22 protein-coding genes are annotated in these 24,985 nt (G+C 45.0%); 15 read left to right on the top strand and 7 right to left on the bottom strand.

What is annotated here, in order from left to right; all coding sequences use genetic code 11:
* Positions 1 to 43 precede the first annotated feature (43 nt).
* Complete coding sequence (locus NST45_RS15115; protein WP_036686137.1) at positions 44 to 568, bottom strand: type 1 glutamine amidotransferase domain-containing protein; 525 nt, start codon at positions 566 to 568, stop codon at positions 44 to 46.
* 208 nt (positions 569 to 776) lie between these two features.
* Here NST45_RS15115 and NST45_RS15110 point away from each other — a divergent pair, with 208 nt between their 5' ends.
* The 3 genes from NST45_RS15110 to NST45_RS15100 all read left to right on the top strand — a co-directional run bounded on the left by NST45_RS15110 (position 777) and on the right by NST45_RS15100 (position 3,292).
* Positions 777 to 1,241, top strand: a complete 465-nt coding sequence (locus NST45_RS15110; protein WP_036686138.1) for a hypothetical protein — start codon at positions 777 to 779, stop codon at positions 1,239 to 1,241.
* 252 nt (positions 1,242 to 1,493) lie between these two features.
* Complete coding sequence (gene ccpA, locus NST45_RS15105; protein ID WP_036686140.1) at positions 1,494 to 2,504, top strand: catabolite control protein A; 1,011 nt, start codon at positions 1,494 to 1,496, stop codon at positions 2,502 to 2,504.
* 92 nt (positions 2,505 to 2,596) lie between these two features.
* Positions 2,597 to 3,292 carry a 5'-methylthioadenosine/adenosylhomocysteine nucleosidase gene (locus NST45_RS15100; protein WP_036686141.1) on the top strand — a complete coding sequence of 232 codons (696 nt, stop codon included), beginning with the start codon at positions 2,597 to 2,599 and terminating at the stop codon, positions 3,290 to 3,292.
* A 3-nt stretch (positions 3,293 to 3,295) separates the two neighbouring features.
* Here the strand turns inward: NST45_RS15100 and NST45_RS15095 are convergent, their stop codons facing one another.
* Positions 3,296 to 3,928: a GNAT family N-acetyltransferase gene (locus NST45_RS15095; protein WP_036686143.1), complete on the bottom strand. Its 633-nt coding sequence runs from the start codon at positions 3,926 to 3,928 to the stop codon at positions 3,296 to 3,298.
* Positions 3,929 to 4,087: 159 nt separating this feature from the next.
* Between NST45_RS15095 and acsA the strand changes: the two genes are divergently transcribed.
* The gene (acsA, locus tag NST45_RS15090) at positions 4,088 to 5,812 is read left to right on the top strand and encodes an acetate--CoA ligase (RefSeq protein ID WP_036686145.1); all 1,725 of its coding nucleotides are present in this window, start codon (positions 4,088 to 4,090) and stop codon (positions 5,810 to 5,812) included.
* An 82-nt stretch (positions 5,813 to 5,894) separates the two neighbouring features.
* Here the strand turns inward: acsA and NST45_RS15085 are convergent, their stop codons facing one another.
* Both NST45_RS15085 and rpsD read right to left on the bottom strand, forming a co-directional pair.
* Positions 5,895 to 8,807, bottom strand: coding sequence for a transglycosylase domain-containing protein (locus tag NST45_RS15085; protein ID WP_051491442.1), 2,913 nt, complete (start codon positions 8,805 to 8,807; stop codon positions 5,895 to 5,897).
* A 244-nt stretch (positions 8,808 to 9,051) separates the two neighbouring features.
* Positions 9,052 to 9,651: a 30S ribosomal protein S4 gene (rpsD, locus tag NST45_RS15080; protein ID WP_036686147.1), complete on the bottom strand. Its 600-nt coding sequence runs from the start codon at positions 9,649 to 9,651 to the stop codon at positions 9,052 to 9,054.
* Between the two features lie 400 nt (positions 9,652 to 10,051).
* Here rpsD and NST45_RS15075 point away from each other — a divergent pair, with 400 nt between their 5' ends.
* From NST45_RS15075 to NST45_RS15055, 5 genes are all read left to right on the top strand, one after another.
* Positions 10,052 to 12,055, top strand: coding sequence for a sensor domain-containing diguanylate cyclase (locus NST45_RS15075; RefSeq protein WP_076099563.1), 2,004 nt, complete (start codon positions 10,052 to 10,054; stop codon positions 12,053 to 12,055).
* A gap of 536 nt (positions 12,056 to 12,591) precedes the next feature.
* Positions 12,592 to 13,419, top strand: a complete 828-nt coding sequence (locus NST45_RS15070) for a hypothetical protein (RefSeq protein WP_036686151.1) — start codon at positions 12,592 to 12,594, stop codon at positions 13,417 to 13,419.
* Between the two features lie 95 nt (positions 13,420 to 13,514).
* Positions 13,515 to 14,630 (top strand): aminopeptidase, encoded by a 1,116-nt coding sequence (locus tag NST45_RS15065; RefSeq protein ID WP_036686152.1) that lies wholly within the window; start codon positions 13,515 to 13,517, stop codon positions 14,628 to 14,630.
* A 106-nt stretch (positions 14,631 to 14,736) separates the two neighbouring features.
* Positions 14,737 to 14,982, top strand: coding sequence for an HPr family phosphocarrier protein (locus NST45_RS15060; protein ID WP_036686154.1), 246 nt, complete (start codon positions 14,737 to 14,739; stop codon positions 14,980 to 14,982).
* A gap of 202 nt (positions 14,983 to 15,184) precedes the next feature.
* Positions 15,185 to 15,481, top strand: a complete 297-nt coding sequence (locus tag NST45_RS15055) for a YlaN family protein (RefSeq protein ID WP_036686156.1) — start codon at positions 15,185 to 15,187, stop codon at positions 15,479 to 15,481.
* A gap of 87 nt (positions 15,482 to 15,568) precedes the next feature.
* On the opposite strand, the gene cax is transcribed toward NST45_RS15055, so the two are convergent.
* A complete protein-coding gene (cax, locus tag NST45_RS15050; protein WP_036686157.1) occupies positions 15,569 to 16,639 on the bottom strand; it encodes a calcium/proton exchanger in 1,071 nt (356 codons plus the stop codon).
* Between the two features lie 153 nt (positions 16,640 to 16,792).
* Here cax and NST45_RS15045 point away from each other — a divergent pair, with 153 nt between their 5' ends.
* The gene (locus tag NST45_RS15045) at positions 16,793 to 17,158 is read left to right on the top strand and encodes an Asp23/Gls24 family envelope stress response protein (protein ID WP_019911482.1); all 366 of its coding nucleotides are present in this window, start codon (positions 16,793 to 16,795) and stop codon (positions 17,156 to 17,158) included.
* Between the two features lie 88 nt (positions 17,159 to 17,246).
* Here NST45_RS15045 and ftsW read toward each other — a convergent pair whose 3' ends face one another.
* Both ftsW and NST45_RS15035 read right to left on the bottom strand, forming a co-directional pair.
* Positions 17,247 to 18,488: a putative lipid II flippase FtsW gene (ftsW, locus tag NST45_RS15040; RefSeq protein ID WP_081383704.1), complete on the bottom strand. Its 1,242-nt coding sequence runs from the start codon at positions 18,486 to 18,488 to the stop codon at positions 17,247 to 17,249.
* Positions 18,485 to 18,832, bottom strand: coding sequence for a YugN family protein (locus tag NST45_RS15035; RefSeq protein WP_036686159.1), 348 nt, complete (start codon positions 18,830 to 18,832; stop codon positions 18,485 to 18,487). The genes ftsW and NST45_RS15035 overlap by 4 nt, the downstream gene beginning before the upstream one ends.
* Before the next feature lie 239 nt (positions 18,833 to 19,071).
* On the opposite strand from NST45_RS15035, the gene NST45_RS15030 reads away from it, so the two are divergent.
* The 5 genes from NST45_RS15030 (at position 19,072) to NST45_RS15010 (ending at position 24,960) form a co-directional block, all read left to right on the top strand.
* A complete protein-coding gene (locus tag NST45_RS15030) occupies positions 19,072 to 20,253 on the top strand; it encodes an amidohydrolase (protein ID WP_036686160.1) in 1,182 nt (393 codons plus the stop codon).
* Between the two features lie 63 nt (positions 20,254 to 20,316).
* Positions 20,317 to 20,748 (top strand): CBS domain-containing protein, encoded by a 432-nt coding sequence (locus NST45_RS15025; RefSeq protein WP_036686162.1) that lies wholly within the window; start codon positions 20,317 to 20,319, stop codon positions 20,746 to 20,748.
* 119 nt (positions 20,749 to 20,867) lie between these two features.
* A complete protein-coding gene (locus NST45_RS15020; protein WP_036686164.1) occupies positions 20,868 to 22,580 on the top strand; it encodes a DNA repair helicase XPB in 1,713 nt (570 codons plus the stop codon).
* Positions 22,577 to 24,502 (top strand): helicase-associated domain-containing protein, encoded by a 1,926-nt coding sequence (locus NST45_RS15015; protein WP_036686166.1) that lies wholly within the window; start codon positions 22,577 to 22,579, stop codon positions 24,500 to 24,502. Before NST45_RS15020 ends, NST45_RS15015 begins: the two co-directional genes overlap by 4 nt.
* A gap of 20 nt (positions 24,503 to 24,522) precedes the next feature.
* Positions 24,523 to 24,960: a YlbF family regulator gene (locus NST45_RS15010; protein ID WP_036686168.1), complete on the top strand. Its 438-nt coding sequence runs from the start codon at positions 24,523 to 24,525 to the stop codon at positions 24,958 to 24,960.
* Positions 24,961 to 24,985: the final 25 nt, after the last annotated feature.

Raw genomic sequence — 24,985 nt, 5'->3', positions numbered from 1 at the left:
GTGAGAAACAGGGCTTGTTTGATTTTAAACTATATACCTATGTTTATTCCCCAGCAAGTGCATCGCAAAAGGCTTTGCCGTATGGCGGAAGATCTGGCGGGCGGCGAGCGGAAATGATATGTCCATCCGTAACTACAGCCTCATCCTTCCAGATGGCTCCGGCATTCTCCATGTCATCACGGATGCCCGGCGTGGAGGTGACGGTTACACCTTCCAGAATTTTAGCAGAAATTAATACCCAGCCTGCATGGCAGATCTGCCCAATTGGTTTTTTAGCCGCATTAAAATCCTGTACTAGCTTTAGAACGGCACTGTATCTACGGATTTTATCAGGAGCCCAGCCGCCTGGAACCAAAATCCCATCATAATCTGCGGCATTAAGCTCGTCCCAGGAGTATTCTGCTTTAGCAGGTACGCCATATTTACCGACGTACGTCTTATTTTTTTCCAGACCTGCCAAGTGAACCTCGGCACCTTCTTCTCTCACCCGATACACGGGATACCAGAGCTCCAAATCTTCAAATTCATCGTCTACGAGTGCTATGACCTTTTTACCGGCTAGTCTCATTTAGTTAAGCTCCTTTCTATTCCCATGATTCTTTCATTATTCTATCAAATTTAAAATATGAAGTCATCTTTAGGGATGTAAAATATAGACAAATTGCCAATTTAATCATTATATGCAATAAAGGAGGGTTTTAATCGAGTGGAGTCGAATATAGAAGTTGAAAAGTCAAACTTTGTGCTTTATTAATTTTGTGCAAGAGGTGTAGAAGATGTATAAAGATAATTTGATGGAGAAGTTGTGCAGTTGTGGTGGCCTCATGAACTTACATATGCATTCTTTGATTTTTAATACGAAGATGAAGATTACGCATGTTCCTGTCTATACCTGCCCAAAATGCGCTAGTTATGAACCTTTGCAGTTTATTAAAGCAGATCTAGGCAAATTAGTAAAAGAACTCAGTGGAGATGATCCGGGAAAAGATTTTTTGTTTACGGAGAGAAATGAATTGGCCAGTGTATTAAAAGAATCCTTGTCAGAAACTATAATAGGGGGAATATTAGAACTAGAGGCGATAATCCGAGAGAGGATTCAGACCCGAGTCGATATGCTTCTCGATATCTATCGTTTAGCTGAGAAGCTGTCAGACCAGCATTGGATGGAAGAAACTAGTCGAAGATTGTCTCAATTAACCTTCCAAATGACTGAAAATGAAGATTATAAAAAAATTGTGTGAAAATAATGAAAATTTTTCACGGAATGTTGGATTTTTCACTCACTTTTTGTTACGATAGATAGAAGTTACATTATTGATGCTCTTGGACAGGTTAACCAGCACTGGTCACAATTTTAATCCAGGGTGACGTTTTCAGCCTTGAAAGAAATTTTGAAAGGAAAATGAAGCGTTATCATTGCACAAATGTACAAAGTGTCGTATCATATTTTTAATTAGTCGAACGATAAAATTTATCGCAATGGAGAGAGTAATTTGACGGTAACCATTTACGATGTAGCTCGAGAAGCAGGCGTATCTATGGCTACGGTATCACGGGTTGTGAATAATAACCCTAACGTGAAACCGCAGACCCGGAAGAAAGTTTTTGAAGCGATTGAACGTTTGGGATATCGTCCCAATGCCGTGGCAAGAGGTCTTGCCAGTAAGAAAACGACAACCGTTGGGGTTGTCATCCCTGATATTTCAAACTCGATTTTTGCAGAAATTGCACGCGGGATTGAAGATATCGCGAACATGTATCATTACAATATCATATTGTGTAACGCGGATAAGCGTAAAGAGAAAGAAATTCGTGTCATTAATACCCTTTTGGAGAAACAGGTCGATGGTCTGCTCTTCATGGGGGGTACAGTAACTGACGAACATATTCAAGCTTTCCAGACTTCTGCAGTTCCGATTGTTCTATGTGCTACACGGGATGAGAAGGGAACTTATCCTTCCGTTGACATCGATCATGAAACCGCTGCTTTTGATGCTGTGAACACATTGATTCGTCACGGTCATCGTGAGATTGCTATGATCAGTGGCACACTGCAGGATCCTGCAAATGGATATGCACGTTTCCATGGTTACAAGAAAGCACTGGAACAGGCAGGAATCGAGTACCAAGAGGATTTGGTACGCATCGGTAACTACCGCTATGAATCTGGTGTAGAAGCAATGAAGTATTTCCTTGGACTCAAGAAGAAACCAACCGCTATTTTTGCGGCAACGGATGAAATGGCTATTGGCGCCATTCACAGTATTCAAGATGAAGGTCTGAAGGTACCGGATGATTTCTCCATTATTAGTGTGGATAACATTCGTATGGCTTCGATGGTTCGTCCTTTGCTGACAACCGTAGCTCAGCCTATGTACGATTTGGGCGCGGTTGCGATGAGACTTTTGACCAAGCTTATGAAGAAAGAAACCGTTGAGAATCCGCGGGTTATCCTGCCTCATGAAACGATTCTCCGCTTGTCGGTTAATCATCTGAATAAGTAATTTAAGAACTGAACAGTTATTCCGTAAAAAGCTCCTTATGGAGCTTTTTATGTTTTTATTTATTAAACAAATCATCAAAGGAGGCATTTGCTGTGAGTGAAATCATCGGATTAATCGGAGCGATGGATGAAGAAATTAAGCTGCTTCTAGAAGGCATGGAGGACAAGCGGACAAAAGTTAAAGCAGGTATACAATATTACATAGGAAATATATTAGGCAAATCCGTAGTGCTCTGTAAATCTGGGGTGGGTAAAGTAAATGCAGCAGTTACGACTCAGCTTCTAATTGATAATTTTGGCGTATCCCGTGTGCTGTTTACGGGGGTTGCTGGTGCTGTACATCCTGAATTGAATATTGGAGATATTGTTATATCGTCTACATGTGTACAACATGACATGGATGCTACGGGGCTTGGGTTCGCAAGAGGCGAAATTCCTTATCAGGAGACTTCCGTCTTCCAGGCAGACCCTGCGTTAGTACAGCTTGCTGAGAAGGCATGCAATGAGTTAGGTCAAAAGTACTTGATAGGCAAAGTGTTATCTGGTGATCAATTCATTTCTAATGCGGAGATGGTAGCTGAATTAAGAGAGCAAATGGATGGAGCTTGTGTGGAAATGGAAGGGGCGGCGGTTGCCCAAGTCTGTCATATGAACGCCACGCCCTTTGTCATCATTCGCTCGATGTCAGATAAGTCTGATGGATCAGCTGAGGTGAATTTCAGAGAATTTACAGTACAATCTTCACAACGCTCGCATTCCATATTAGAATTTATGCTGCAGCATATTTAATGCTCAATACATGAAACGTTGTCTAAAACGTACTCTGTCAAAGGTCTCCTGGGAGGACATGGGCACCTCTTGTCCAATGCGAACCATTAGGCAGTTAGCGGGATGTGAACAAATTTCTGGATCATCCGTAGCATACCAAACCATATTAACCGTCTTCATCAGCCGTTCCATCATTTGGCGATAGGCCCATACGTCCAGCCCACTGCCTTTTAAATCCCAGTGCCAGTAATACTCTGTTGTAAAAACAATACAATTCTCCAATTGCTCCCGCTCAAAAGCAGTAGAAATCAGCAGCCGGCCTAGTCCGGCCCCTCTATAATCATTACTAACCTCTATCGCTCCAAGCTCAATAAGATCCTCCATCCCACCCTGTGACCATAACTCCATTTCATCTGGATAATGGAAGGTCACATAGCCCACTATGACATCATTCTCTACCGCAGTAATCACACGGCCTTCTGGCAAGCTGGCGATCTCTACGAGCGCCTCTTGCTGCTCTAATGGCCTGCGAAAAGCATCTAGATCCTGATGCATATGCAGGGCTTCAAGGTCCTCAGGAGATCGGGGTCCGCTCACAGTTATCGTTCTACCCATATAGGAGAGAGTATGGGAAATAGGGATTTTGCGATGCTCCATGACAGTGCTCCTTTCAGATCAAAAAAATGGTATGTAAACGCTTGCTATGGTATACTAATTCAGACATAAAAAATTCACATTCACTGCATTGACATCATTATTTAAAACATGAGTCTTACCCTTAAAGCTTAAATCAAACGAGTGAGGGAGGCAAGAGTGATGGGTCAAGTCCATAGCGAAATTTTGCCGGGTCGTGTGCAGAGCTCCAATATGTCTGATTATGCGGAGGCAGTAGCCAATTTTGAGTGGGAGGATGTTGAACGTAATTTCTCATGGTATGAAACCGGCAAGGTTAATATGGCCTATGAAGCCGTTGATCGCCATGTTGATGAAGGGCGGGGAGCGGCAACGGCCCTACTCTACAGTGACACTGTACGGGAAGAATCCTATACATTTACCGATCTGCAGGAACGGTCGAATCGGTTCGGAAATGTATTGCGTAAATATGGCATCGGTAAAGGAGATAGGGTATTTATTTTTATGCCTCGCCAACCGGAACTGTATTTCAGTCTGCTAGGTATTCTCAAAATCGGAGCCATAGCAGGACCCTTGTTCGAAGCCTTCATGGAAACAGCAGTTAAGGATCGTTTGGAGGATAGTGGAGCCGTTGCGCTGGTAACTACGCCTGAATTGCTGCATCGGGTCAAGCGAGAAGAGCTTCCGGAGCTTCGTCATATTTTTCTAGTAGGTGGAGCAACAGATATTGAGCAAGGAAACTTAGGGTTCGCAGAAGAGATGGCTAACGTTTCTGCTGATCTTAATTTAGAATGGCTTGATTTGGATGACGGCCTTATTATGCATTATACATCTGGTTCTACAGGAAAGCCCAAAGGCGTTTATCATGTGCATAGAGCAATGATTCAACATTATTATACAGGCAGAGTAGTGCTAGATCTACGTCAAGACGATATATACTGGTGTACGGCAGATCCTGGCTGGGTGACCGGAACTTCATACGGCATATTTGCCCCTTGGTTAAACGGGGTGACCAATGTAGTTAGAGGTGGCCGCTTTAGTCCTCAGGATTGGTATAAGACAATCGAACGGAATAAGGTATCTGTATGGTACAGCGCACCTACAGCTTTTCGTATGTTGATGGGTGCAGGGGAGCACTCCTTACAGGGGATTGATTTAAGCAGCTTGCGCCATGTTCTATCGGTTGGTGAACCGTTAAATCCGGAAGTGGTGCGGTGGGGAGATAAATTTTACAATCAGCGTATACATGATACTTGGTGGATGACTGAAACAGGGGCACAATTGATTTGTAATTATCCGGCAATGGATATCAAACCAGGCTCAATGGGCCGTCCGTTACCGGGGATTGAAGCAGCGATTCTGGATGATCGGGGAAATGTTCTTCCACCGTTCTCTATGGGGAATCTTGCGATAAAAACTCCGTGGCCGTCCATGATGAAAACGATCTGGAACAATCAGACGAAGTATGAGGAATATTTCCGGATTCCTGGCTGGTACATTTCTGGCGATTCCGCTTATATGGATGACGAAGGATATTTCTGGTTTCAGGGACGAATTGATGATGTTATCAACTCTTCTGGTGAGCGTATTGGGCCATTTGAAGTGGAGAGCAAATTAGTGGAACATCCGGCAGTGGCAGAAGCGGGTGTAATCGGCAAACCGGATCTTGTGCGGGGTGAGATTATTAAGGCTTTTATCTCGCTTAGAGAAGGTTATACTCCAACTGCTGCTCTGAAAGAGGAGATCGCCGCTTTTGTCAAAGCGGGCCTGTCTGCACATGCTGCGCCGCGAGAAATCGAGTTTAAGGATAAACTACCGAAGACACGATCAGGTAAAATCATGCGGCGTGTACTGAAGGCATGGGAGCTGCATCTTCCGACAGGAGATCTATCCACGATTGAGGATTAGAATGAATTGTAAAAAACACCGTTCCCGGATGAATCCATGGGAACGGTGTTTTGCTGTGTAAAGTTATTTATTAATCTTTGGGCTAACGTGTCCCTGCATTATTACCTGCTGTGGGATTATTACTGCCCCCAGTACTGTTACCTCCACCGGCTGGTGTTTCCGTCGGTAGCGGGAGAATGTTACCTGGATCCTCAATAATGTCTCCTGGTGTCGTCTCAGGCTCTGTAGGCGGCTCTGTGCCAGGTTGTTGATCAGGTGTAGGAGTTGCTTCTGGTGTTGGTGTAATCCCTCCAGCAACGCTGCCAGAAGCCGTCTCATTACCTGCAACATCCACGGCGGTTACATAGAAGGTTGCATTAGCACTTGCCGGTGTACCCGGCGTGAATACCTTGTTCTCATCTGCCATGAGTATAGATTGCTTTTGGAAAGAACCTCCATTTAATGAACGATATAAGCGGTATCCCACAACATCTGCCGAGCTGCTAGCGGAGAAGCTGATGACCGCTTTACCAGTGCTATAAGAGACGTTAACATTTCCAGGAGCAGCAGGGGAAGCCCCGTCGTCCACTCGTGGATCAACTTCTGTTGGGAAATCCGTCTTGGCATCGGCTGGCATATAATACTCCAGTGATTTATGATCCTTCATCTTAGGGAAGGCAGCAAGGAGTTCTTTGACGAGTTCCTGTATCGGCTTCTCACGTTTAACGACGATTTTTTCCTTTAGGAACTCCTCTGGAGTACCTTCCAACGGGATATAATTGACGCCTTTGTAAGTAATATACTTGGCTTTGGAAATCCCGTCGTCGCTCTCTTTTGGCACATATTTTGTATTAAATATATCCGTTGTGAATTTATCAGTCAGAGATGTTGGCAGTTTGCCGCTATATGCGGAAACTGTCTTTTTGATAATTCCTTCAGGCTGTGCAAATTTGTCTGTGACGAATAGTTCCGGCTGTTTATCAATGACAGCATTCAATACTTTTGCCCATAATGTTTGGGCTTGACGTTTTTGTGTATCTCCCGTAAGAGTGTTGATTTGCTCTTTGTAACCGACCCACATTCCCAATGTGACATCAGGAGTGTAGCCCATAAACCATACGTCCCCATAATTCTGGGTAGATCCAGTCTTACCGACAATCGGAATTTCTTTAGAGTGTTTGTATGCTCTTTTTACGGTGCTGGCTGTACCCTCTGTAATTACAGTTCGCAGCATATCTGTCATTAGGTAAGCTGTCTGCTTAGAGAATACTTGCTCAGGATTAACCTTGTGCTGATAGATAATTTTGCCCTCTGAATTGACGATTTTCTCAATCATGTAGGCATCATTAAAGGCTCCCTGGTTGCCGATAGCGGAATAGGCATTGGTTAACTCTTCTACGGATACACCGTATTTGAGACCGCCTATAACCCCAGTCTGCGCGCTGTAATCATCATCTGTGAGGGTGGTGATCCCCAGCTTTTTAGTAAAGGCCCAAGATTTCTCTATTCCGACCTTTTCATTAAACAGCTTAAGCGCAGGCAAGTTGAGCGATTTATTAAGTGCGTAACGGGCAGTGACCAGACCTTGATAGCGGTTATTGGCATTCTTGGGAATATGGAATCCTTTTCCGCCGTCTTTTAGAATAATTGGCGCGTCATCCACAATCCCGGCAGGCTGAATCAGCCCTGCATCTAAGGCTGGTAAATAAGCTGAAATTGGCTTCATAGTCGATCCGGGCTGACGGATCATTTGGGTAGCATAATTCATCTGCTCAATATTGAAGTCGCGGCCCTCAATCATGCCGAGAATGGCTCCCGTTTTGTTATCAATTAACATGCCAGCCGTCTGTTCCATACCTTTGGTTTTGCTGTCTTTAGTAAAATTATTGCTGTCTTCTGAGACACTATGCATTGCATTGTAAACTTTTTTATCAATAGTTGTGTAGACTCGATAACCGCCGGTCATGAGCTGCTGTCTTGCTTCTTCAAGTAACACGGCATTGTCAGTAGTGCTATTGGCATCCGTTGTGCCATTTTTCTCTTCATTCAATGATAGAAGGATCTCGGATGCTTTACGCTCAGTCTCCATCATCAGGTATGGATATGTAGCATAGGCTTTTTTGGTATGTGGCGCCAGAGAACTCTTGATATCAAATTTAAGGGCTTCATCATATTGAGAGGTAGTGATCTTATTCTCCTCAAGCATACGACGAAGTACAAGATGTTGACGGTCCATAGCTCTGTTGAAAGCTTTTTCGTTGAATTCACCTATGCCATTAAATGCAGAATAAGCAGAAGGGAGCTGCGGAAGACCAGCCAAATACGCTGCTTGAGCGACATTCAATTTGTCCAGATCGTCTAGACCGAATATCCCCTTGGCTGCTGCTTTAATCCCGAAAACATTGTAGCCATTCGAACCATTGCCGAAAGGAACCTTATTTAGATAAGCCGTTAATATTTCTTGCTTGGTCAAGAAGCGTTCCAATCTAAGAGAAAGTAGAATTTCTTTTACTTTACGATCTTCTGTCCGATCCAGATTCAGGAATACACGTCTTGCGAGCTGCTGGGTGAGTGTACTGCCTCCGGTCTGAACGGATTCGTTGAGAAGCTTTTGTTTGACGGCACGCAGGGTGCCTTTGAAATCCACGCCATTATGCTCATTAAAATTATTGTCCTCTATTGCGAGAACTGCATCGATAATAAGCTGGGGGATATCGTTGAATTCAATGAGCCTTCGGTCTTCTTCTGTCCGAAGCTGGCCGATCGGTGCGCCGTCTCGGAAATAAGCGAATCCGGTGATCGCATTTTGACTGACCTGCTGCTGAATCATTTCTTCGGAGCGAACAGGTTCATCCTTCACAATGGAAGCGACATAGCCTGCTACAGCACCACCGGCAAATAGAACGCCTATTATTCCAAGAATAAACATCCACTTAACTACAGAACCGAACCTGCTTAGGGCGGATCTGCGGGGTGAAGGCTTCTTAGCGTTTTTTTTCTTGTTCTCTTGAGCCATCGACGATAATTCCTCCTTTTAACGGAATTATTATAGCATAAATTGGCGTTTTTGAATGCGCTTCTACCTGATTCTCATGGTCTTAAGATTCGACTTTTGTGCAAAAATTATAAATAAAGTAATTTAGGGTATGATTTGCGAAAGCGTAATAGGCAACAAACGGCTTGGAATTTAGAATATAGACATAACAAAAAGCCCCCGGATTAATCCGGAGGCTTCGGTCATACCCGCTAAAAGCGAGATATTAACGGTTGTAGAACTCGACGATTTGTTTCTCATCGATATCCTGGGAAAGCTCGGAACGTTCTGGCAAACGGATATATTTACCTTCGAAAGATCCTTCAGCATATTCCAGGTAAGCTGGAAGGTGGTTACGGTTAGCAAGAGCTTCTTTGATGGAAGCCATGCCTTGGCTCTTCTCGCGAAGACCGATAACGTCGCCCAAGCTTACACGGTAAGAAGCGATGTCGACTTTTTTGCCGTTTACAGTTACGTGTCCGTGGGATACCAACTGACGTGCTCCAGCACGGGAGTTAGCAAATCCAAGACGGTAAACTAGGTTGTCCAAGCGGCTTTCAAGCAAGAACATGAAGTTTTCGCCCGCAAGACCTGGAAGTTTTTGTGCTTTAGCGAAGAGAGTACGGAATTGTTTCTCTCCCAAGCCGTACATGTGACGCAGTTTTTGTTTTTCCAAAAGCTGCATTCCGTAGTTACTTACTTTTCTGCGTTGGTTAGCGCCGTGTTGTCCTGGTGGGAAAGGGCGTTTCAGGTCTTTGCCTGTACCGCTAAGGGAAATGCCCAGACGGCGGCTGAGTTTGAATTTAGGTCCGGTGTAACGTGCCATGTTATAGTAGACTCCTTTATATTTGAAATTTCAGGTTAGGGCTCTATTTGCGCCGCATTTCGTATCCGTGATTAGCATTATTGGCTTCCACACTACCAGGGAAGTTCAGCCGCTGCCCTGGCAGTAACGAAATGCGTGAGGGTGACACAACGTTACGCCCAAGTAAGACTTGTTACAGTCTTGTTCAACAATAAATATTATATGAAAGTAGTATATAAAGTCAAGCGCATATTAAAAGAGTTTTTGTCATTCTTTGTCGTTAGTTCTTTGGTCCTAAAAAAAATCCCGGAAATAAGGAAAATATAATGCAATACACAAAGAAAGGGAGTAAAATATAGTTAATTAGATGTTAATTGGGAAGGTTTTTTTTCTTAATTGAGAAGCAAAGGGGATCTTCGTTATGTCAGAACAGAAAGCATACGCTTATAAAGACAGTCGTATGCTGATACAGGACAAATTGCACGCTAGTAGAGATTCCGAAGATCCAACCGCCTGGCTTAGGGAAACGGAAATAGTGTCCCATGACTTCCCATATTTGGCCAATCTGATTGCAGACAGCTTCGAGGAATGGATCGATGGGCTAGAGGCTCTACCGTTCGCTAAATCATGGGATTGGTGTGTACTGAATTTTGAAGGCAGATATTTTGCTAATATTGCCGATCAGCAAGAACGATGGAGGCACCAATGGGAGCAGGCGGCGGCAGCTAGTTTACTTTCCGGCACAACCTCATCTGTTCAACTGACGGTGCAAGGTCAGGATATGAGCTTTTTTACTATACCGCTCATCACTCGCGTTGACAAAGAAATTTTTGCTTTCCTGGGCTGTGCTATGCCGACACAACAATATTTAATGGGTGGACGAGATACTGCTGAGGCTATATCGTTGCAGTACCGGACCATTTTCTATCATAAGTTTGAACATATTTTTGTAACTGATCTTGCGAGTGTTCATCTACATGCTGAACGTGAGAGCAATCGCCGCTCCTTGTTATTTCAGATCGTTCAGCGGATGCATGACAATATTGATGTGAACGCCGTGCTTACGGAGGTTATAGATAGCATTTCTGCAATGTACCCTGGTGCCAGGCTTGAGCTGTTTATGTCGCAAGATCACCGCAGCACTCATCCGCAGGTCAAACCTTTACCGTTTCAGATGTCCAGTGATGATGTCTGCGCTAGAGCATTTAAAGACGGCCGTGTTGCTCTGAACACCAATACTGAAGATCAACACATTGTAGAAATTGGTCTTCCGCTAGGTGGCAAGCAGGGGGTTTATGGGGTATTCCACATGGTGATGGATAACTCAATCTTTATGGATGTAGATTTACGGTTTCTCTCGATGGTGGCAGATACCGCAGGTACTGCTTTTGAGAATGCCAAGCTGTATGAACGCTCCAATCAGCTCATTCGTGAGCTGCGTATGAGTAACGAACTTACACAGCGTCTGAATCAAAGCTTGCGCTTAGGAGATATTTTCCAATTTGCGTTTGAAGAGCTGCTTGAGATGTTTGGTGCAGACTACTGCTGTATTTTACATATGAACGAAGAAAAGGGCGGGCTAGAGGTTATAGCTTGCAATCATTCCTCCTTGCAAAATGAGATTTTAGAAGTAGGACAAGGTTTAGGCGGGAAGGTCTATACTACTGGGGAATCATTAATCATGTCTAACTACATAGATAATCCTAATACTACTTCTCGTTTAATGAATGCTACCGGGTCGCAGTCGCTGATTGCCACACCTTTAAGTGTAGGTGGTGAAGTGCGTGGTGCCATCATGTTGGCGCATCGCGATGCCCATTATTTCTCTTATGACAATTACAGATTGCTTCAGGCGATGGCGGGGCATATTGGACTTGCTGTAGGGAACGCAAGGCTGCATGCCGAAGTTAGACGTCTAGCGAACAGAGATAGCCTAACTGGACTTTATGCTCGTCATTATCTGGACGAAGAAATAAAGGAACGGCAGTCTACAGATTTTTGCGGTTGCTTAATCGTTGTGGATATCGATCAGTTCAAGATGGTGAATGATACCTATGGTCATCAAAAGGGTGACAAGATTTTAAAAGAGGTCAGTGAAATTGTGAAGTCCTCCATCCGTCAAGGTGATATTGCTGCGAGGTGGGGCGGAGAAGAACTGTCGGTCTATTTACCATTAATGGGAGTAGAACAGGCAGTAAATGTGGCTGAGCGTATTCGCAAGCGGGTGATGAACGAAACCGAACCTAATGTAACAGTGTCCTGCGGTATAGCAGAATGGAGCTGGATGGACGAACGTGTAAGCGTGGAATCCCTGTTCTATCGAGCGGATATGGCACTGTATAAAGCTAAGAACAATGGGCGTAACCAGGTGATCGTTGACACTAAAGAGAATGGCAGTGGTGTGAAGGGATTGCCTCATAAGTAAAAAAAGATAGCAGAGCAGCGGTTCTCCCCTTATTGGAGAGTCGCTGCTTTTTGTTTTGGCAGATGGCTGGCTGCTTCGACTGTGTATCTATCATCCTGCTGCGATGCATCGGACTCAGATGACGTTATTTGCGTGATTTTAGCTTTTTAAGCATGTTTTCGGACTCCGGAGACGCTATTCCTTAATAAGAGGGGCATATCGGACGCATTTCGGATCAATAGCTGCAATGGAGTCCGTTGGCATACGAAATATCGCAAAATACTGTAATTAAGGTCAGCTGTGTCCGAAAGCGACAACGGTGCGGCGACTGGCAGCGGTAACTTCGTGAGTCTGAAGGTGGTATATACTGACATTCGAAAGCAAGCGACGAACGCGCATAAGTTAGAGCAATGTATGGAAAACGATAGCAGCAACGTATTTGCATCTGTATAAGGCGCGCAGGAAGGGAGAACCCTATAGTGGGCTGTAAAGTAAAATACTCCAAGAAAGGCCTGATGACCGTGAGAAAGTCATTGTTACTAAAGGGGTTAGTTCTTATGATTTTTACCTTGTCCTGCGTGTTCAACAGCGGTTGCAGCGTTATTAGAGACAAACCAGCCAAGAAAGATCTAAGTTTGGTGTTAGCGGGTATAACGGGCAGCGATGGGGTTACTTTTAAAGGGTCAACCATGCTTACAAAAGGTGGAAAGACCGTTCCGGAATCCATGATATTTTACGAAGGCACAGTACAGGACCATAAGAAGGTCAATCTGTATACACTGCTTCCTGATAAATCCTCATCCACAAAAAAAGCAGCTAATAGCGCTAAAGATTTAAAAAGCGGCATCACTTCTATGAAAGCTTTCCATAGTCAGCTAGAGAAAAAAGAGGGGGAATGGGTAGCGTTGACCACTGAAGGTTCATCTGAGGACGGAAATCCGCTTGCTTTGCTTAATCCGTTAAAACAGCTGGAGGAGCTGCAATCCATGGAGGCTAATGTGACTGAAGATGCGGGTGCAGGCAGAGGGACAAATGTGCTGCGGATCGAGCTGACGCCTGCTGAGGCCAGAAAGCAGCTGACTGCTGAATTAGAAAAAGAGATGCAAGACCTTCGACCTGAAACACCTGATTCGGCTGGAAAAATAACAAAGAACGATCAGGCGGTTACGCAAGCTTTAGTGGAGCTGTGGGAGAAGAAAAATAATGAATTACAGCAAAAGCTGAAACAAGCTAATGTTGAGACTGTCTACCATTTAACCGTTGATACAAAACATAATCTGCCGAGAAAGCTCACCTTAAATCGTAAGGTTACCTACTCGGAAGCGGGGAATAAATCTGATAATGAAACTTATGTATCACAGGTGAATTTTTCAGGATTTCGTTGATTTTCACATTATCCTACAGGTCTTGCGCTCCATACAGGGCGTGCTACAATAGAAAAGCTTGCTTATTTTTTAGACAGAGGAAGGAAGAATACACAATGAAAGATCCCAGAATTCAAAAGCTGGCGGCTAACCTAGTCGGTTATTCCGTAAATGTCCAGCCAGGCGAGAACGTGCTCGTCGAAATGATTGGCAATGAAAGAGATTTAATTAAAGCAGTTGTAGAGGAAATCGGCAAAGCCGGCGGTCATGCTTTTGTACAATTAACAGATCGTACAGTCCTGCGCAGCATGCTTAAATACGCAACTCGTGAGAGTCTTCAGACATGGGCTGAAATTGACTTGAACCGGATGAAGCAAATGGATTGTTATATCGGGATTCGTGCAGGTGAGAATGTGAATGACCTGTCTGATGTTCCTGAAGAAAATATGAAATTGTATAACTCGTTGTACTCTCATCCAGTGCATAGCGAACAACGTGTGAAGCACACGAAGTGGGTAGTGCTGCGTTATCCGAATGCGAGCATGGCTCAGCTTGCGAATATTAGCACTGAAGCGTTTGAAGACTTTTATTTCGAAGTGTGTAATTTGGATTACGCCAAGATGGACAAGGCTCAGGATGCTTTAGCTGATCTCATGCGCAGAACGGATAAGGTACATATTTTGAGTGCTGGAACAGATCTTAAGTTCTCGATTAAAGGAATCGGTGCAGAGAAATGCTCCGGGCAAAAAAATATTCCGGATGGCGAGGTTTACAGCGCCCCAGTTCGCGATTCTGTAAATGGAACGATCAGCTATAATGCACCGTCAGTATATAATGGAGTGACCTTTGAAAATATCAAATTCAAATTCGAGAACGGAAAAATTGTTGAAGCCACCAGCAATGACTCCGCCCGTTTGAACGAGATTTTGAATTCAGATGACGGCGCACGTCATATTGGTGAATTCGCTATCGGGTTTAACCCTTACATTCTTCACCCGATGAATGATATTCTTTTTGACGAAAAAATCGCAGGCAGCCTGCACTTTACGCCAGGACAAGCATATGATGTTACAGATAACGGTAACCGCTCCTCCATTCACTGGGATCTTGTGTTGATCCAACGTCCAGATTATGGCGGCGGAGAAATTTATTTTGACGATGTATTGATCCGTAAGGATGGAATTTTTGTGTTGCCGGAACTCGAAGGTCTGAATCCTGAAAACTTGAAATAAAATGTAATAACAAGAAAACTCCTTGCACAAGTAAGCGGATTCAATGTATCATAAGAAATGATAACAAAAGACTAAAGTTTTATAATCAAGTTGCGGAGGGATTTCTATGTCCAGTAACAATGCGGCAATTGTCGATATTGCCCAAACGGCAGGCCAGTTCAACTCTTCAATCGTTCTTCAAGCGGACAACAAGTACATTGATGTTAAAAGTATCCTTGGTTTGTTCACTACTTTGGTATCCAGCCAAAGCTATGAGCTTCATGTTCATGGGGCAGATGCTGAAGAAGCTAAGAAGGCAATGACTGAAGTGTTTGCAAAACACGGTTTGAAATTCACAGTTGTTGCTGAGTAATAGTCGTGCTAAAAACGTCCTACCGGTTTTCGGTGGGGCGTTTTTTCTAGAAGTAGATACGAAACTTGATAGGATAACGCAGCAGGTTCTTTTAAATATATGGTTAGTATAAACTGAATTGTTGTATTGATACCGGATTTCGTCTAATATTAAGTAAAATAGTAAAAGCAGCTTAACTTTTGGACATGGGGGGGATAGAGGCATGACTTCATCGGAATTACAGGAACAGTATAATCTTAAAGCAATCAATCTTCTACAAGAAGATGCCGATAAAATTCAGCAACTTATAGAAGTGCAGATGGAGAATCTGGCAACACGCTACTGCCCTCTCTATGAGGAAGTGCTGGATACCCAGATGTACGGTTTCTCCAGAGAAGTGGATTTTGCGGTTAGAGCAGGTTTGGTCCCAGAGATTACTGGTAAGATGGTACTAAGTAAGCTGGAGCGTAACTTAGCAGTACTCTACGAGGCTTTGAACAACAAAGCGAAGGAAGAATAAATATCGGTTTCTTAAGTATTTATAGAAGCGCACATGAGGACGAATCGCTCATGTGCGCTTTTTGTTGTGTACAATGGTTAATAATGATTATACGAGATAGAAGGAGACTCCTAAAATCAGGTAGACCGTTAATAACAAGAGACCCTCATACCAGTTAGTTGAGCCGTCCTGAGTAATTGATTTGGCAATAAAGACGGCTACACCGATGGCGACAATTTCGATGGTCGTAAAAACTATGTCCATTGTATCACCCATGAAATAACTGGCGAAGATTAGGACAGGTGCTACGAACAGGGCGATTTGCAGACTGCTTCCAACCGCAATTTCTACTGCCGCACCGATTTTGTTCTTCATGGCCAGCATAATGGCTGCACTATGCTCTGCGGCATTACCGATGATGGCTACGAGGAACGCACCTACAAACAGCTCGCTGAATCCGAAACGCTCTGTCAAAGTCTCTAACGTTCCTACCAGCCACTCACTCACGAAGGCTACCATTACAGTGGCAAGCACGAGATAAAGGATGGATTTGTTTTTGGACCAAGCAGGGGCATGTTCATGAGCTAATTCTTCTTTACCCTCTTCTGTAACGTCCTCTAGATGTTTCTTATGCGTGATCATGGAGAAGATTAGCCAAGCTATGTACGAAGCGATGAGCAGCCCGGCAACGATTAAACTGAGCACATCGGTATCCTTCTCCGTAATAGAGTGGGTGGTAAAGAACATAGCGGGAACAAATAAGGCAATGACGGCAACGATCATCAGGGAGCCATTCATTCCGGCAAGGGTTACGTTGAAGTTCTGAACTTTGAACTTCATCCCGCCGGCGAAAATACTCAATCCTAGAACAAGCAACAGGTTGCCGATAATAGAACCGGTAAGACTGGCTTTGACCATGTCGAACAATCCTTCCTTAACCAGGAAGAAGGCAATGATTAGCTCAGCAGCATTGCCGAAGGTGGCGTTTAGGAAGCCGCCCAGTCGTTGTCCGGCATAATGAGCTACACTTTCAGTGGCCCGGCCGAGAAAACCAGCCACAAACACCACAGCGATTGCTGATAGAATGAACTGCAGGGTATGATCCCAATCGGCATAATGGCCGATCGCACTAAGGATAAAGGCGATACCCATCAGTGATGGTGAAATCCATTTTTTCAATGTGAAGGCACTCCTATCTATGTATTTAGATTGAATTCATAATCAATATACCCAAATTGTTCCTAGGTGTAAACGAGAAAGCGATAAAGTGATTTGCTTTTTAGCCTGTTTTGGAATTACAATAATTGATAATGAGTGTAGGGGGGATATGGCATGGCAGAACAACTTCAACTGGAAATGGGAAATATACGAATTTCAAATGACGTCGTCTCAAAAATTGCCGGTTTGGCTGCCTTGGAGACTCCGGGAATTGCAGCCATGTCTGGTGGCCTGTCAGAAGGCTGGGCGAAACGTCTAAGCGGTAAGAACGTTCAGAAGGGCGTTACCGTTGAAGTAGGACAACTGGAAGCAGCAGTAGATCTACGAATTATCGTTCTCTATGAAACACCGATCCACGAAGTGTGCCGGATGCTTCAGCAGAACGTACGTGAAGCTGTGGAGAGCATGACTGGACTTCATATTGTTGAGGTAAATGTCAAAGTTGAAGGCGTAGCTTTCAAGAATGATGAAATCTCTTAAAAAACTTGTACACAAAAAAGCAGTCCAAGGTTAATTCCCTGGGCTGCTTTTTTATGTGTAAATTCCCTAACCTCCGGCTTTATAAAGCTTACCGGGAACGAACCTGTCTAACCGTTGTTACAGATTTCGTTACTTCCTCTTTGGCAGGAAGGTTGGTTTCTCTTGAGATGCTTAGCATAATTCCCATGCACAGCATGCTGACAAGGAGTGAAGAGCCCCCGTAGCTGATAAACGGCAAGGTAACGCCGGTAAGAGGGATTGTATTGGTTACACCGCCGATATTGACAAAGGCCTGAATGGCTATGAGGCCCATAATCCCAATTCCGACGAGCGTACCAAAGGGATCCTTACACCTTAAAGCGATTAGAATACCTCGCCAGATAAAATACAGATATAACATCAAAAATATGGAGGTCCCAAGAAAGCCGAACTCTTCACCAATTACGGGGAAGATAAAGTCCGTATAAGGGTATTTTAGATAGTCCAGCTTTTGAATGCTTTTGCCGAAGCCGGAACCACTTACTCCACCTTGGCCAAGAGCGGTTAAGGATTGAATAATGTTATAACCATCACCCTCAGCAACCTGATAAGGATCTAAAAAGGCAACGATACGACCTTTTCTATAATCCTGAGTGTCAGTGGCTTTATCGGATGGAGATAAGGAATCAATCGCTGCTTTGGCGCCTATAACTAGTCCTACACCCAGCACTAGCAGTGCTATAGAGCCCAGAATATGCTTCATGCTGGCACCACCGGCATAAATAACAAGTCCGCTGGTAGCTACGAGAATAAGGCAAGAACCTAAATCCGGCTGCATCATTATAAGTCCGGCAACAATACCCACGATGACCATTACAGGGATATATCCTGTACGGAAATCTCTAAACCGTTCACCTTTTTTGGTGATGAGTGCTGAGATATACAGGATAATCGATATTTTGGCTAATTCGGTGGGTTGAATTCCAAGTGTTCCGATACTAAGCCAGCTCTTGGCACCATTAATTTTTTCAGAGAAGGCTACCACGAGCAGAAGTATAACGGTGATGATAAAAATAGGTACATACCACTTCTTAAACTTACTGTAGTGAATGTTCATAGCTATAAACATAACAATGGTTCCGAGTACGATCCAGATCACTTGGCGTTTAATGAAAAATAGAGGGTCATTACCGAACTTCGAGCTTGCTAAGGTTAAGCTTGAGCTAGCACTGAAGACCATGACTAGACCGAAACCCACAAGTAGTAGTGTTAAGATAAGTAGTTGGAAATCGGGTGTTCCTCTTTTGGGCAGGCTGACATTTTGTTTCGTCGTTCCCTTTCTGTTACTCAAGCCTCTAACAGCTGCTTTAATTCAAGAATCCGCTTAGCAGCAGTGTCCAATACTGGTTTTGGCACCGGAGATTCATATTCCAGGCCATGAGGGAAGGTTGCTTTTCCTAAGTATACGGCTTCAATTGCAAGTACGGCATCAGACTTCTCTAGTTTTCCCTCGACAGCGCGAGTGTTAATGCGTAGGAAGTATTCGCCACCATCCTGTGGGTCTTCAATTTTGCAGTCGTAAGTGGCACGATAGTATTCCCATTGCCAGCGGATGAAGCCAGCTTTTGTGGCACTCTCGTCCAGATAGAGAAGATCACTCTTCAATCCTACGAGGCCCGTGTTCTCAAAAATCATAGCACGCATATCCCCCTTATGAAGTATAATGATGAATTTCTGATCCGATTGCTGATGTTCTACCTCATGATAGTATGTTTCTAAAGGTTGTGCAAGAGTAGGCAGTGCCTAACAATACCCAGTTTTTTGCGTTTCTGCTACAATAAAAGAATTATAGTCGTTCGCGGCTGGAACAAAGTGAACAGGACTGCTATCGCTTGCTATGGATGCGGGTTTATCGAGAAGGGGATGGAGAACTTATGAAGAGCTTAGCGGTTGATTCGCTCATGCCGGAGATCGTGGAATGGAGACGCCATTTGCATCGTCATCCGGAGTTGTCTTTTCATGAAAAGGAAACGTCAGCATTTATAGCAGATAAGTTAGCCAAATTCGGAATTGAAGTCAGAAAAAGCGGGACAGGGTATGGTGTGCTTGGTATATTACGGGGGAAGCGGCCGGGGAAAACCGTTGTTCTTCGCGCGGATATGGACGCCCTACCTATTAGAGAGGAGAACAAGAAGGATTACGTTTCGCAAAATGAAGGGGTAATGCATGCCTGTGGACATGATGGCCACACTTCCATACTGCTCGGTGTAGCCTCTTACTTCAGCAGTCGGCTTGAGGAGCTGGAAGGGGAGCTGCGTTTTCTTTTTCAGCCCGCAGAGGAAGTATGCCCAGGAGGGGCGCAGGGGATGATCGCCGAAGGCATGTTAGAAGGAGCGGATGCGGTGTATGGTCTGCATCTGTGGACTCCATTGCCTATGGGAACTGTAGGGAGTGCTCTGGGACCGTTGATGGCGTCTGCGGACGAGTTTTTTATAGATATCATTGGCAAGGGCGGACACGGCGGCATGCCGAACCGTACCATTGATAGCATCGTGGCGGGAGCGGCGCTGGTGACCCAGCTCCAGAGCATTGTAAGCCGCTCTGTAAACCCGCTGGAGCCTGCTGTACTCAGTGTAGGAACCATTCAAGGGGGATTCGCCCAGAATGTCATTGCCGAGCAATGCCGGATCACAGGGACAGTGCGGGCATTCGACGAGGAGACACGGCATTTGATACGCCAGCGAATCGAAGAAATGACCGTTTCTATTGCCAGCGCTTACGGGGCAGAAGCTAAGATAGATTACGTAATGGGATATCCTCCCCTCGTAAATCACGATGGTGAAGTTCAGCGGTTTTTCGAGGTGGCCCCAGCGGCTTTAGGAGAATCTGTTGAGGTGATTCGGATGGAAAAGCTGATGCCAGCTGAGGATTTTGCCTATTATGTTAAGGAGATTCCAGGCTGCTTTATGTTTGTGGGTGCAGGAAATCCGGATAAAGAGGCTGACTATCCACATCATCATAGCAAATTTGATTTTGACGAAGATGCCATGCTGCACGGAATGAAGCTGCTCATTGCTATGGCGAATTCCTGTATGCGTGAGAACACAATCGTATAATTTCGTTTCATAGAGGAGAACCTATTCCCATAACATGGAGACCATGATTAGGAGGGTTCATTCTTGAAGACAGTGAAAGAGGTTATGACGAAGGAGCCTGCAACGGTTACGCTGCAAGATAATGTGTATGAAGTTGCCGTGAAAATGCGAGATTATGACACTGGATTTATACCTGTTGTTGATAATGAAGAACATAAGACACTGATCGGCGTAATTACTGACCGCGATCTCGTGATTAGAGGTTATGCGGCTAAACATCCTGGTTCAACCTCAGTGGAAACTGTAATGAGTAAAGAGATTCAGACCGTCTCGGAGAATACTTCAGTAGATGAGGCTGCAGAGTTAATGGCTGGCTGGCAAATCCGCAGGCTGGCGGTGACACGTGACCAGAAGCTGGTGGGCGTAGTGTCGATTGGAGATCTGGCTGTGCGCGACATTTTTGCGGATGAAGCTGGTGAAGCACTTCATGATATTTCGCAGCAGCACTTACATTAAATAGTCAGATAGGGAAGCTCATGACCGTTATGCGGGGATGGGCTTTTTCCTGTTATATGAAAATAAACAAAATTACATAGCGCAAGCTTAAATAACTTGAACACTAGGGAGGAAAAGCTATGAATGGATCAGGAGCTTGCATCGTACGCAGGGACCGGACAATTTTACTGGAATGTGCTCATCCGGATTTTGAGGTGGCAAGGAAAAAGCTAGGGACCTTCGCGGAGCTGATAAAAAGTCCTCCTGCTTACCATACCTACCGAATTACCCCTTTATCTATTTGGAATGCAGCTGCGCTTAATTATACTGCTGAGGAGATTATCACTAGCCTGCATCACCTTGCACGCTGGGGTGTTCCCACAGGATTGGAGGAGGAAATTGAAACTCTTTTGTCCAGATATGGAAAGCTGACTCTTCATGGCCAAGAGACTCAGAATGAGGTCGTTATGTTAAGAGCGGATGCTCCTGAGCTTTTGAATGAATTGAGTGATGTACAAGGTCTAAAAGCGTTGGGTCTACTGAGAATAAATCCTCTGGAATGCTCGTGCCCTGCGGAGAATAGAGGGCTTTTGAAACAAGAGCTGATGAGATTGGGGTATCCAGTTCTCGACTACGCCGGATATCATGAAGGGCAAGCGCTTAGCTTGACCTGGAAGGAGAATCTCGATACCTGCAAGGCTGATTCGGCAAACGATTCATTTGGCTTACGTGAATATCAGCAGGAGGCCGTTCAGCTGTTTCAAGGGACAGAAGGACAAGGGGGAAGCGGTGTGGTGGTGCTGCCTTGTGGCGCAGGGAAGACAATTGTAGGAGTAGCAGTACTTGAAAGTCTCCAATGTGAAACCCTGATTTTAACTTCAAATACAACGTCCGTAAGGCAATGGATGGATGAATTGCTGGAGCGAACAGATTTGGCTGGGGAGGCAGTTGGTGAATATTCGGGTGAAAAAAGAGAAGTGCGGCCAGTTACCATTGCCACCTATCAAATATTAACGCATCGTTCGTCCAAAGACGGTCCGTTTCTCCATATGAAGCTGTTTAACGAACGCAATTGGGGCTTGATTATATATGATGAGGTTCACCTGCTTCCAGCGCCTGTATTTCGGGCTACAGCAGACATTCAGGCTACACGTCGACTGGGGCTTACAGCCACTTTGGTTAGAGAAGACGGGAAGGAAGGGGATGTGTTCTCTTTAATCGGACCGAAACGCTACGATTTGCCTTGGAAGGAGCTGGAGCAGCAGGGCTGGATCGCTGAAGTGGAATGTGTAGAGATCATTGTGCCGATGAATCCGGAGCTTAAACAAGAATATATGTACGCGGCGGCAAAAGAAAAATTTCGTATGGCTTCCTGCAATCCTGCCAAAGCTGAAATTGTAGCTAAGCTTCTAAAGGTCCATACAGGTTCTTCGGTGCTGGTTATTGGACAATATCTCGACCAGTTAAGTGAACTGGCTGACAGGATCGGGGCGCCTTTAATTACCGGCAAAACGAAGCAGCGTGAAAGAGACGAGCTATATGCGGCTTTTAACGAGGGAGATATACAGGTACTGGTGGTGTCAAAAGTAGCGAATTTCGCGGTGAATTTACCTGACGCGTCGATTGCAATTGAAGTCTCGGGAGCTTATGGATCACGGCAGGAGGAAGCCCAGCGACTAGGTCGAATCCTCCGTCCCAAAGCGGGGGAGAATAAAGCCTACTTCTATACACTGGTATCTGAAGATAGCCGGGAACAGGATTTCGCTTTGCGCCGCCGGATGTTTTTGACTGAGCAGGGCTATGAATATGTCGTTAAAAAGATGCCGAGTGGAGAGGAGAGAACCATCCATTGAACCAGCTGTCTACAGAAGCATTAGAGGTCTTAAAGCGATTATGTGCAGCTTATGCTGCCCAGCCGTTTGAGGAAGGGAAGGAAGAACGATTGCGCCCTGTGGCGCTTTGTCGTGCTGAGCAAAAGCTTGCAATGAACGAATTGCGCCGCGAGGGGCTGTTAACTGCAAGGCATAAAATATTAGGCGAAAAGCTGTACCAGATTCCTGTTGATCAGCTGCCGGCAATTGAACAAGAATTTTTCCCGTATCAGCCGCAATTCATTGCCGGGCATTTAGTGAGTCTTACCATGGAAGCAGGAGCCGGACTGGCGATAGATTTGTTTCGGGCTTTGCTGTTCACCGCTTGGGAAGGGTTGCCGCTGACAGCCAAGGGGATTATTCATAAAAAGCACCTAAACCGCTTAGCGGAGCAGCTCTCTTTTGGCGAGGAGCATTTGCAATGGCTCTCCGTGGGTTCTCTTTTAGAGGAACAGAAAACTCTTTCTGTCATTGCGACGGTGGATATCCTGCTGTTTCTTGGACTTATTCGCAGGCAGAGCGCCGGGTACACGCTTGATATGGAGCTATTGGATCGTTGGCTGCAGCTTCCTGAAGCGACGATGAGTGACATTCTCTATGGAATTGTAATTAATCGCTGCGGATGCGTGGGACCTGCCGATCAACATTTTCGTTATATAATCTCAAATGCAGATTTTATCCCCGGGAAATGGATAATGCTGCCCGCGCTATTAGACTGGATGATGGATGCTAATCTCACAGGTACCGTTGCCCGTAATGAGCTTGAACAATCAAGTTTGAACTGGTTACGTTGTTTAACAGGTTTTGGCTGGTGTGAGCTGGGAGAAACCGCTGAGGGTATGTTGTGTTTTTGCTGGACTGCTGCTAAGCCAATGCTATCTTCTGAGAGGGGATCATTCGCTGCTGTTGGGTCTGGAGATACACAGGAACAGTTTATTGTGCAGCCGGATTTCGAGGTGCTGGTTCCACCGGAGGTCCCTTATACTGTGCGATGGACACTGGCTGGCTGCGCTGAGCTCCAGCATAGTGATACGATATGGAGCTTCCGGCTGACGAAAGAGAGGTTGGAACTTGCAGCTGAGCGTGGAATGTCACCGGATGACATCATCTCATGGATAAGTGAGCATGCACTAGGAGGGCTTCCTTCGGTGGTTCAAATGTCTCTTGAGCAATGGGCAAAAAGCATTGGCCGTACCTCACTCTCCCAAGTAATTATTTTGACCTGTCAGACGGAAGCAGATGGAGCTGCTATCGCAGCTCACCCGCGTTTACAGGAGAACCTTGAACGTATCGGTCCTTTACATTTCATAGTGGACCCGCAATGTATGGAACAGATACGAAAAGAGCTGTACTCCGCGGGGTTAGCGCCTTCCAGAATCATTGGAGGACAGGTAGAGGAAACAAACCTAGGGTGGTGTTTGTTTCCTCATGAAACAGGAAACCCCGAAGCAATGTATGTTCTTCCAGAGCTGAATGTAGAACTAGGATTGCTGTCCAAAGGGAATCCTTTTCTTAACCTGCCGGTTATTGCTCCTGAACAGGAGGAAGAGATTCTCTTCGGTGGAGAAAATGTACCGCAGATCTGGAGCAAAGAATGGCGGCATTATCATAGCTCGACTGCACAAAAGGTGATGGAGCAAGGGTTAAGATGGGGAGTCAAGGTGCGTTTTGCACTAAAGGATCAGATGTTAGATTTTATCCCTTCACGCATAAGTGGGAATCCATGGAGAGTTTCCGGACAACTGCTCTTTCATGATGGTGAAACGGTTGAAGATATAGAGCTCACTCCGGAAGACTGGAAGGAAATGAAGTTAGTTATTCCCAAAGGACGAAGAAATTCCTCTTCTGCTCAAGCGAGTGATTATGGTATGATAGAAAAGTCTACTGAATCGGTAGATCATTAACGAAGAAAAGAGCTGAGTTCATGAGCGTAGCTGAAATAAATACGGTCGATATGGCTGAAGTGCTGACATACGCCTATGAATTAGGCGATATGATTAATCAATCCGCCGAGGTGTCGGATTACTTATACTGGAAAGGACGGGTTGATACGAACCCCGAAATTCAGGCCATGGTCAAACGACTTCAGACTAAGAAGGAGCTGTTTGAAGAAACACAGCGTTTCGGACATTTCCACCCGAATTATCATTCAGCAAAGGATGAGGTTTCGGCAGTAGAAGCGGAACTGGAGCAGTTCGAAGAAGTTGTTCGTTTCAAGCTGGCAGAGAAGACCCTTGACGACATTCTGCATTCCATGTCGGAAGCGATTGCTTTTTCAGTATCAGATAGCATTAAAGTACCAAGTAATGATCCTTCCCCTAAAGGTGGATGCGGCAGCGGGGGAAAATGCTCCTGCGGATAAGCTTCCCTTAGGATTTAGAGAGAGA

It is taken from the genome of Paenibacillus sp. FSL R7-0163 (assembly GCF_037969975.1).
GTDB lineage: Bacteria > Bacillota > Bacilli > Paenibacillales > Paenibacillaceae > Paenibacillus_AQ > Paenibacillus_AQ odorifer.
The sequence above is the reverse complement of the archived record's forward strand: the minus strand, read 5'-3'. Positions and strand labels throughout refer to the sequence as shown.

Coding starts and splice junctions, on each gene's coding strand:
- NST45_RS15055 (WP_036686156.1), top strand. CDS start 15,185: ATGACTTCATCGGAATTACAGGAACAGTATAATCTTAAAGCAATCAAT.
- NST45_RS15030 (WP_036686160.1), top strand. CDS start 19,072: ATGAAGAGCTTAGCGGTTGATTCGCTCATGCCGGAGATCGTGGAATGG.
- NST45_RS15045 (WP_019911482.1), top strand. CDS start 16,793: ATGGCAGAACAACTTCAACTGGAAATGGGAAATATACGAATTTCAAAT.
- NST45_RS15115 (WP_036686137.1), bottom strand. CDS start 568: ATGAGACTAGCCGGTAAAAAGGTCATAGCACTCGTAGACGATGAATTT.
- NST45_RS15010 (WP_036686168.1), top strand. CDS start 24,523: ATGAGCGTAGCTGAAATAAATACGGTCGATATGGCTGAAGTGCTGACA.
- NST45_RS15020 (WP_036686164.1), top strand. CDS start 20,868: ATGAATGGATCAGGAGCTTGCATCGTACGCAGGGACCGGACAATTTTA.
- NST45_RS15070 (WP_036686151.1), top strand. CDS start 12,592: ATGATTTTTACCTTGTCCTGCGTGTTCAACAGCGGTTGCAGCGTTATT.
- NST45_RS15035 (WP_036686159.1), bottom strand. CDS start 18,832: ATGATTTTTGAGAACACGGGCCTCGTAGGATTGAAGAGTGATCTTCTC.
- acsA (WP_036686145.1), top strand. CDS start 4,088: ATGGGTCAAGTCCATAGCGAAATTTTGCCGGGTCGTGTGCAGAGCTCC.
- NST45_RS15065 (WP_036686152.1), top strand. CDS start 13,515: ATGAAAGATCCCAGAATTCAAAAGCTGGCGGCTAACCTAGTCGGTTAT.
- NST45_RS15095 (WP_036686143.1), bottom strand. CDS start 3,928: ATGGAGCATCGCAAAATCCCTATTTCCCATACTCTCTCCTATATGGGT.
- NST45_RS15085 (WP_051491442.1), bottom strand. CDS start 8,807: ATGGCTCAAGAGAACAAGAAAAAAAACGCTAAGAAGCCTTCACCCCGC.
- NST45_RS15075 (WP_076099563.1), top strand. CDS start 10,052: ATGTCAGAACAGAAAGCATACGCTTATAAAGACAGTCGTATGCTGATA.
- NST45_RS15110 (WP_036686138.1), top strand. CDS start 777: ATGTATAAAGATAATTTGATGGAGAAGTTGTGCAGTTGTGGTGGCCTC.
- NST45_RS15060 (WP_036686154.1), top strand. CDS start 14,737: ATGTCCAGTAACAATGCGGCAATTGTCGATATTGCCCAAACGGCAGGC.
- rpsD (WP_036686147.1), bottom strand. CDS start 9,651: ATGGCACGTTACACCGGACCTAAATTCAAACTCAGCCGCCGTCTGGGC.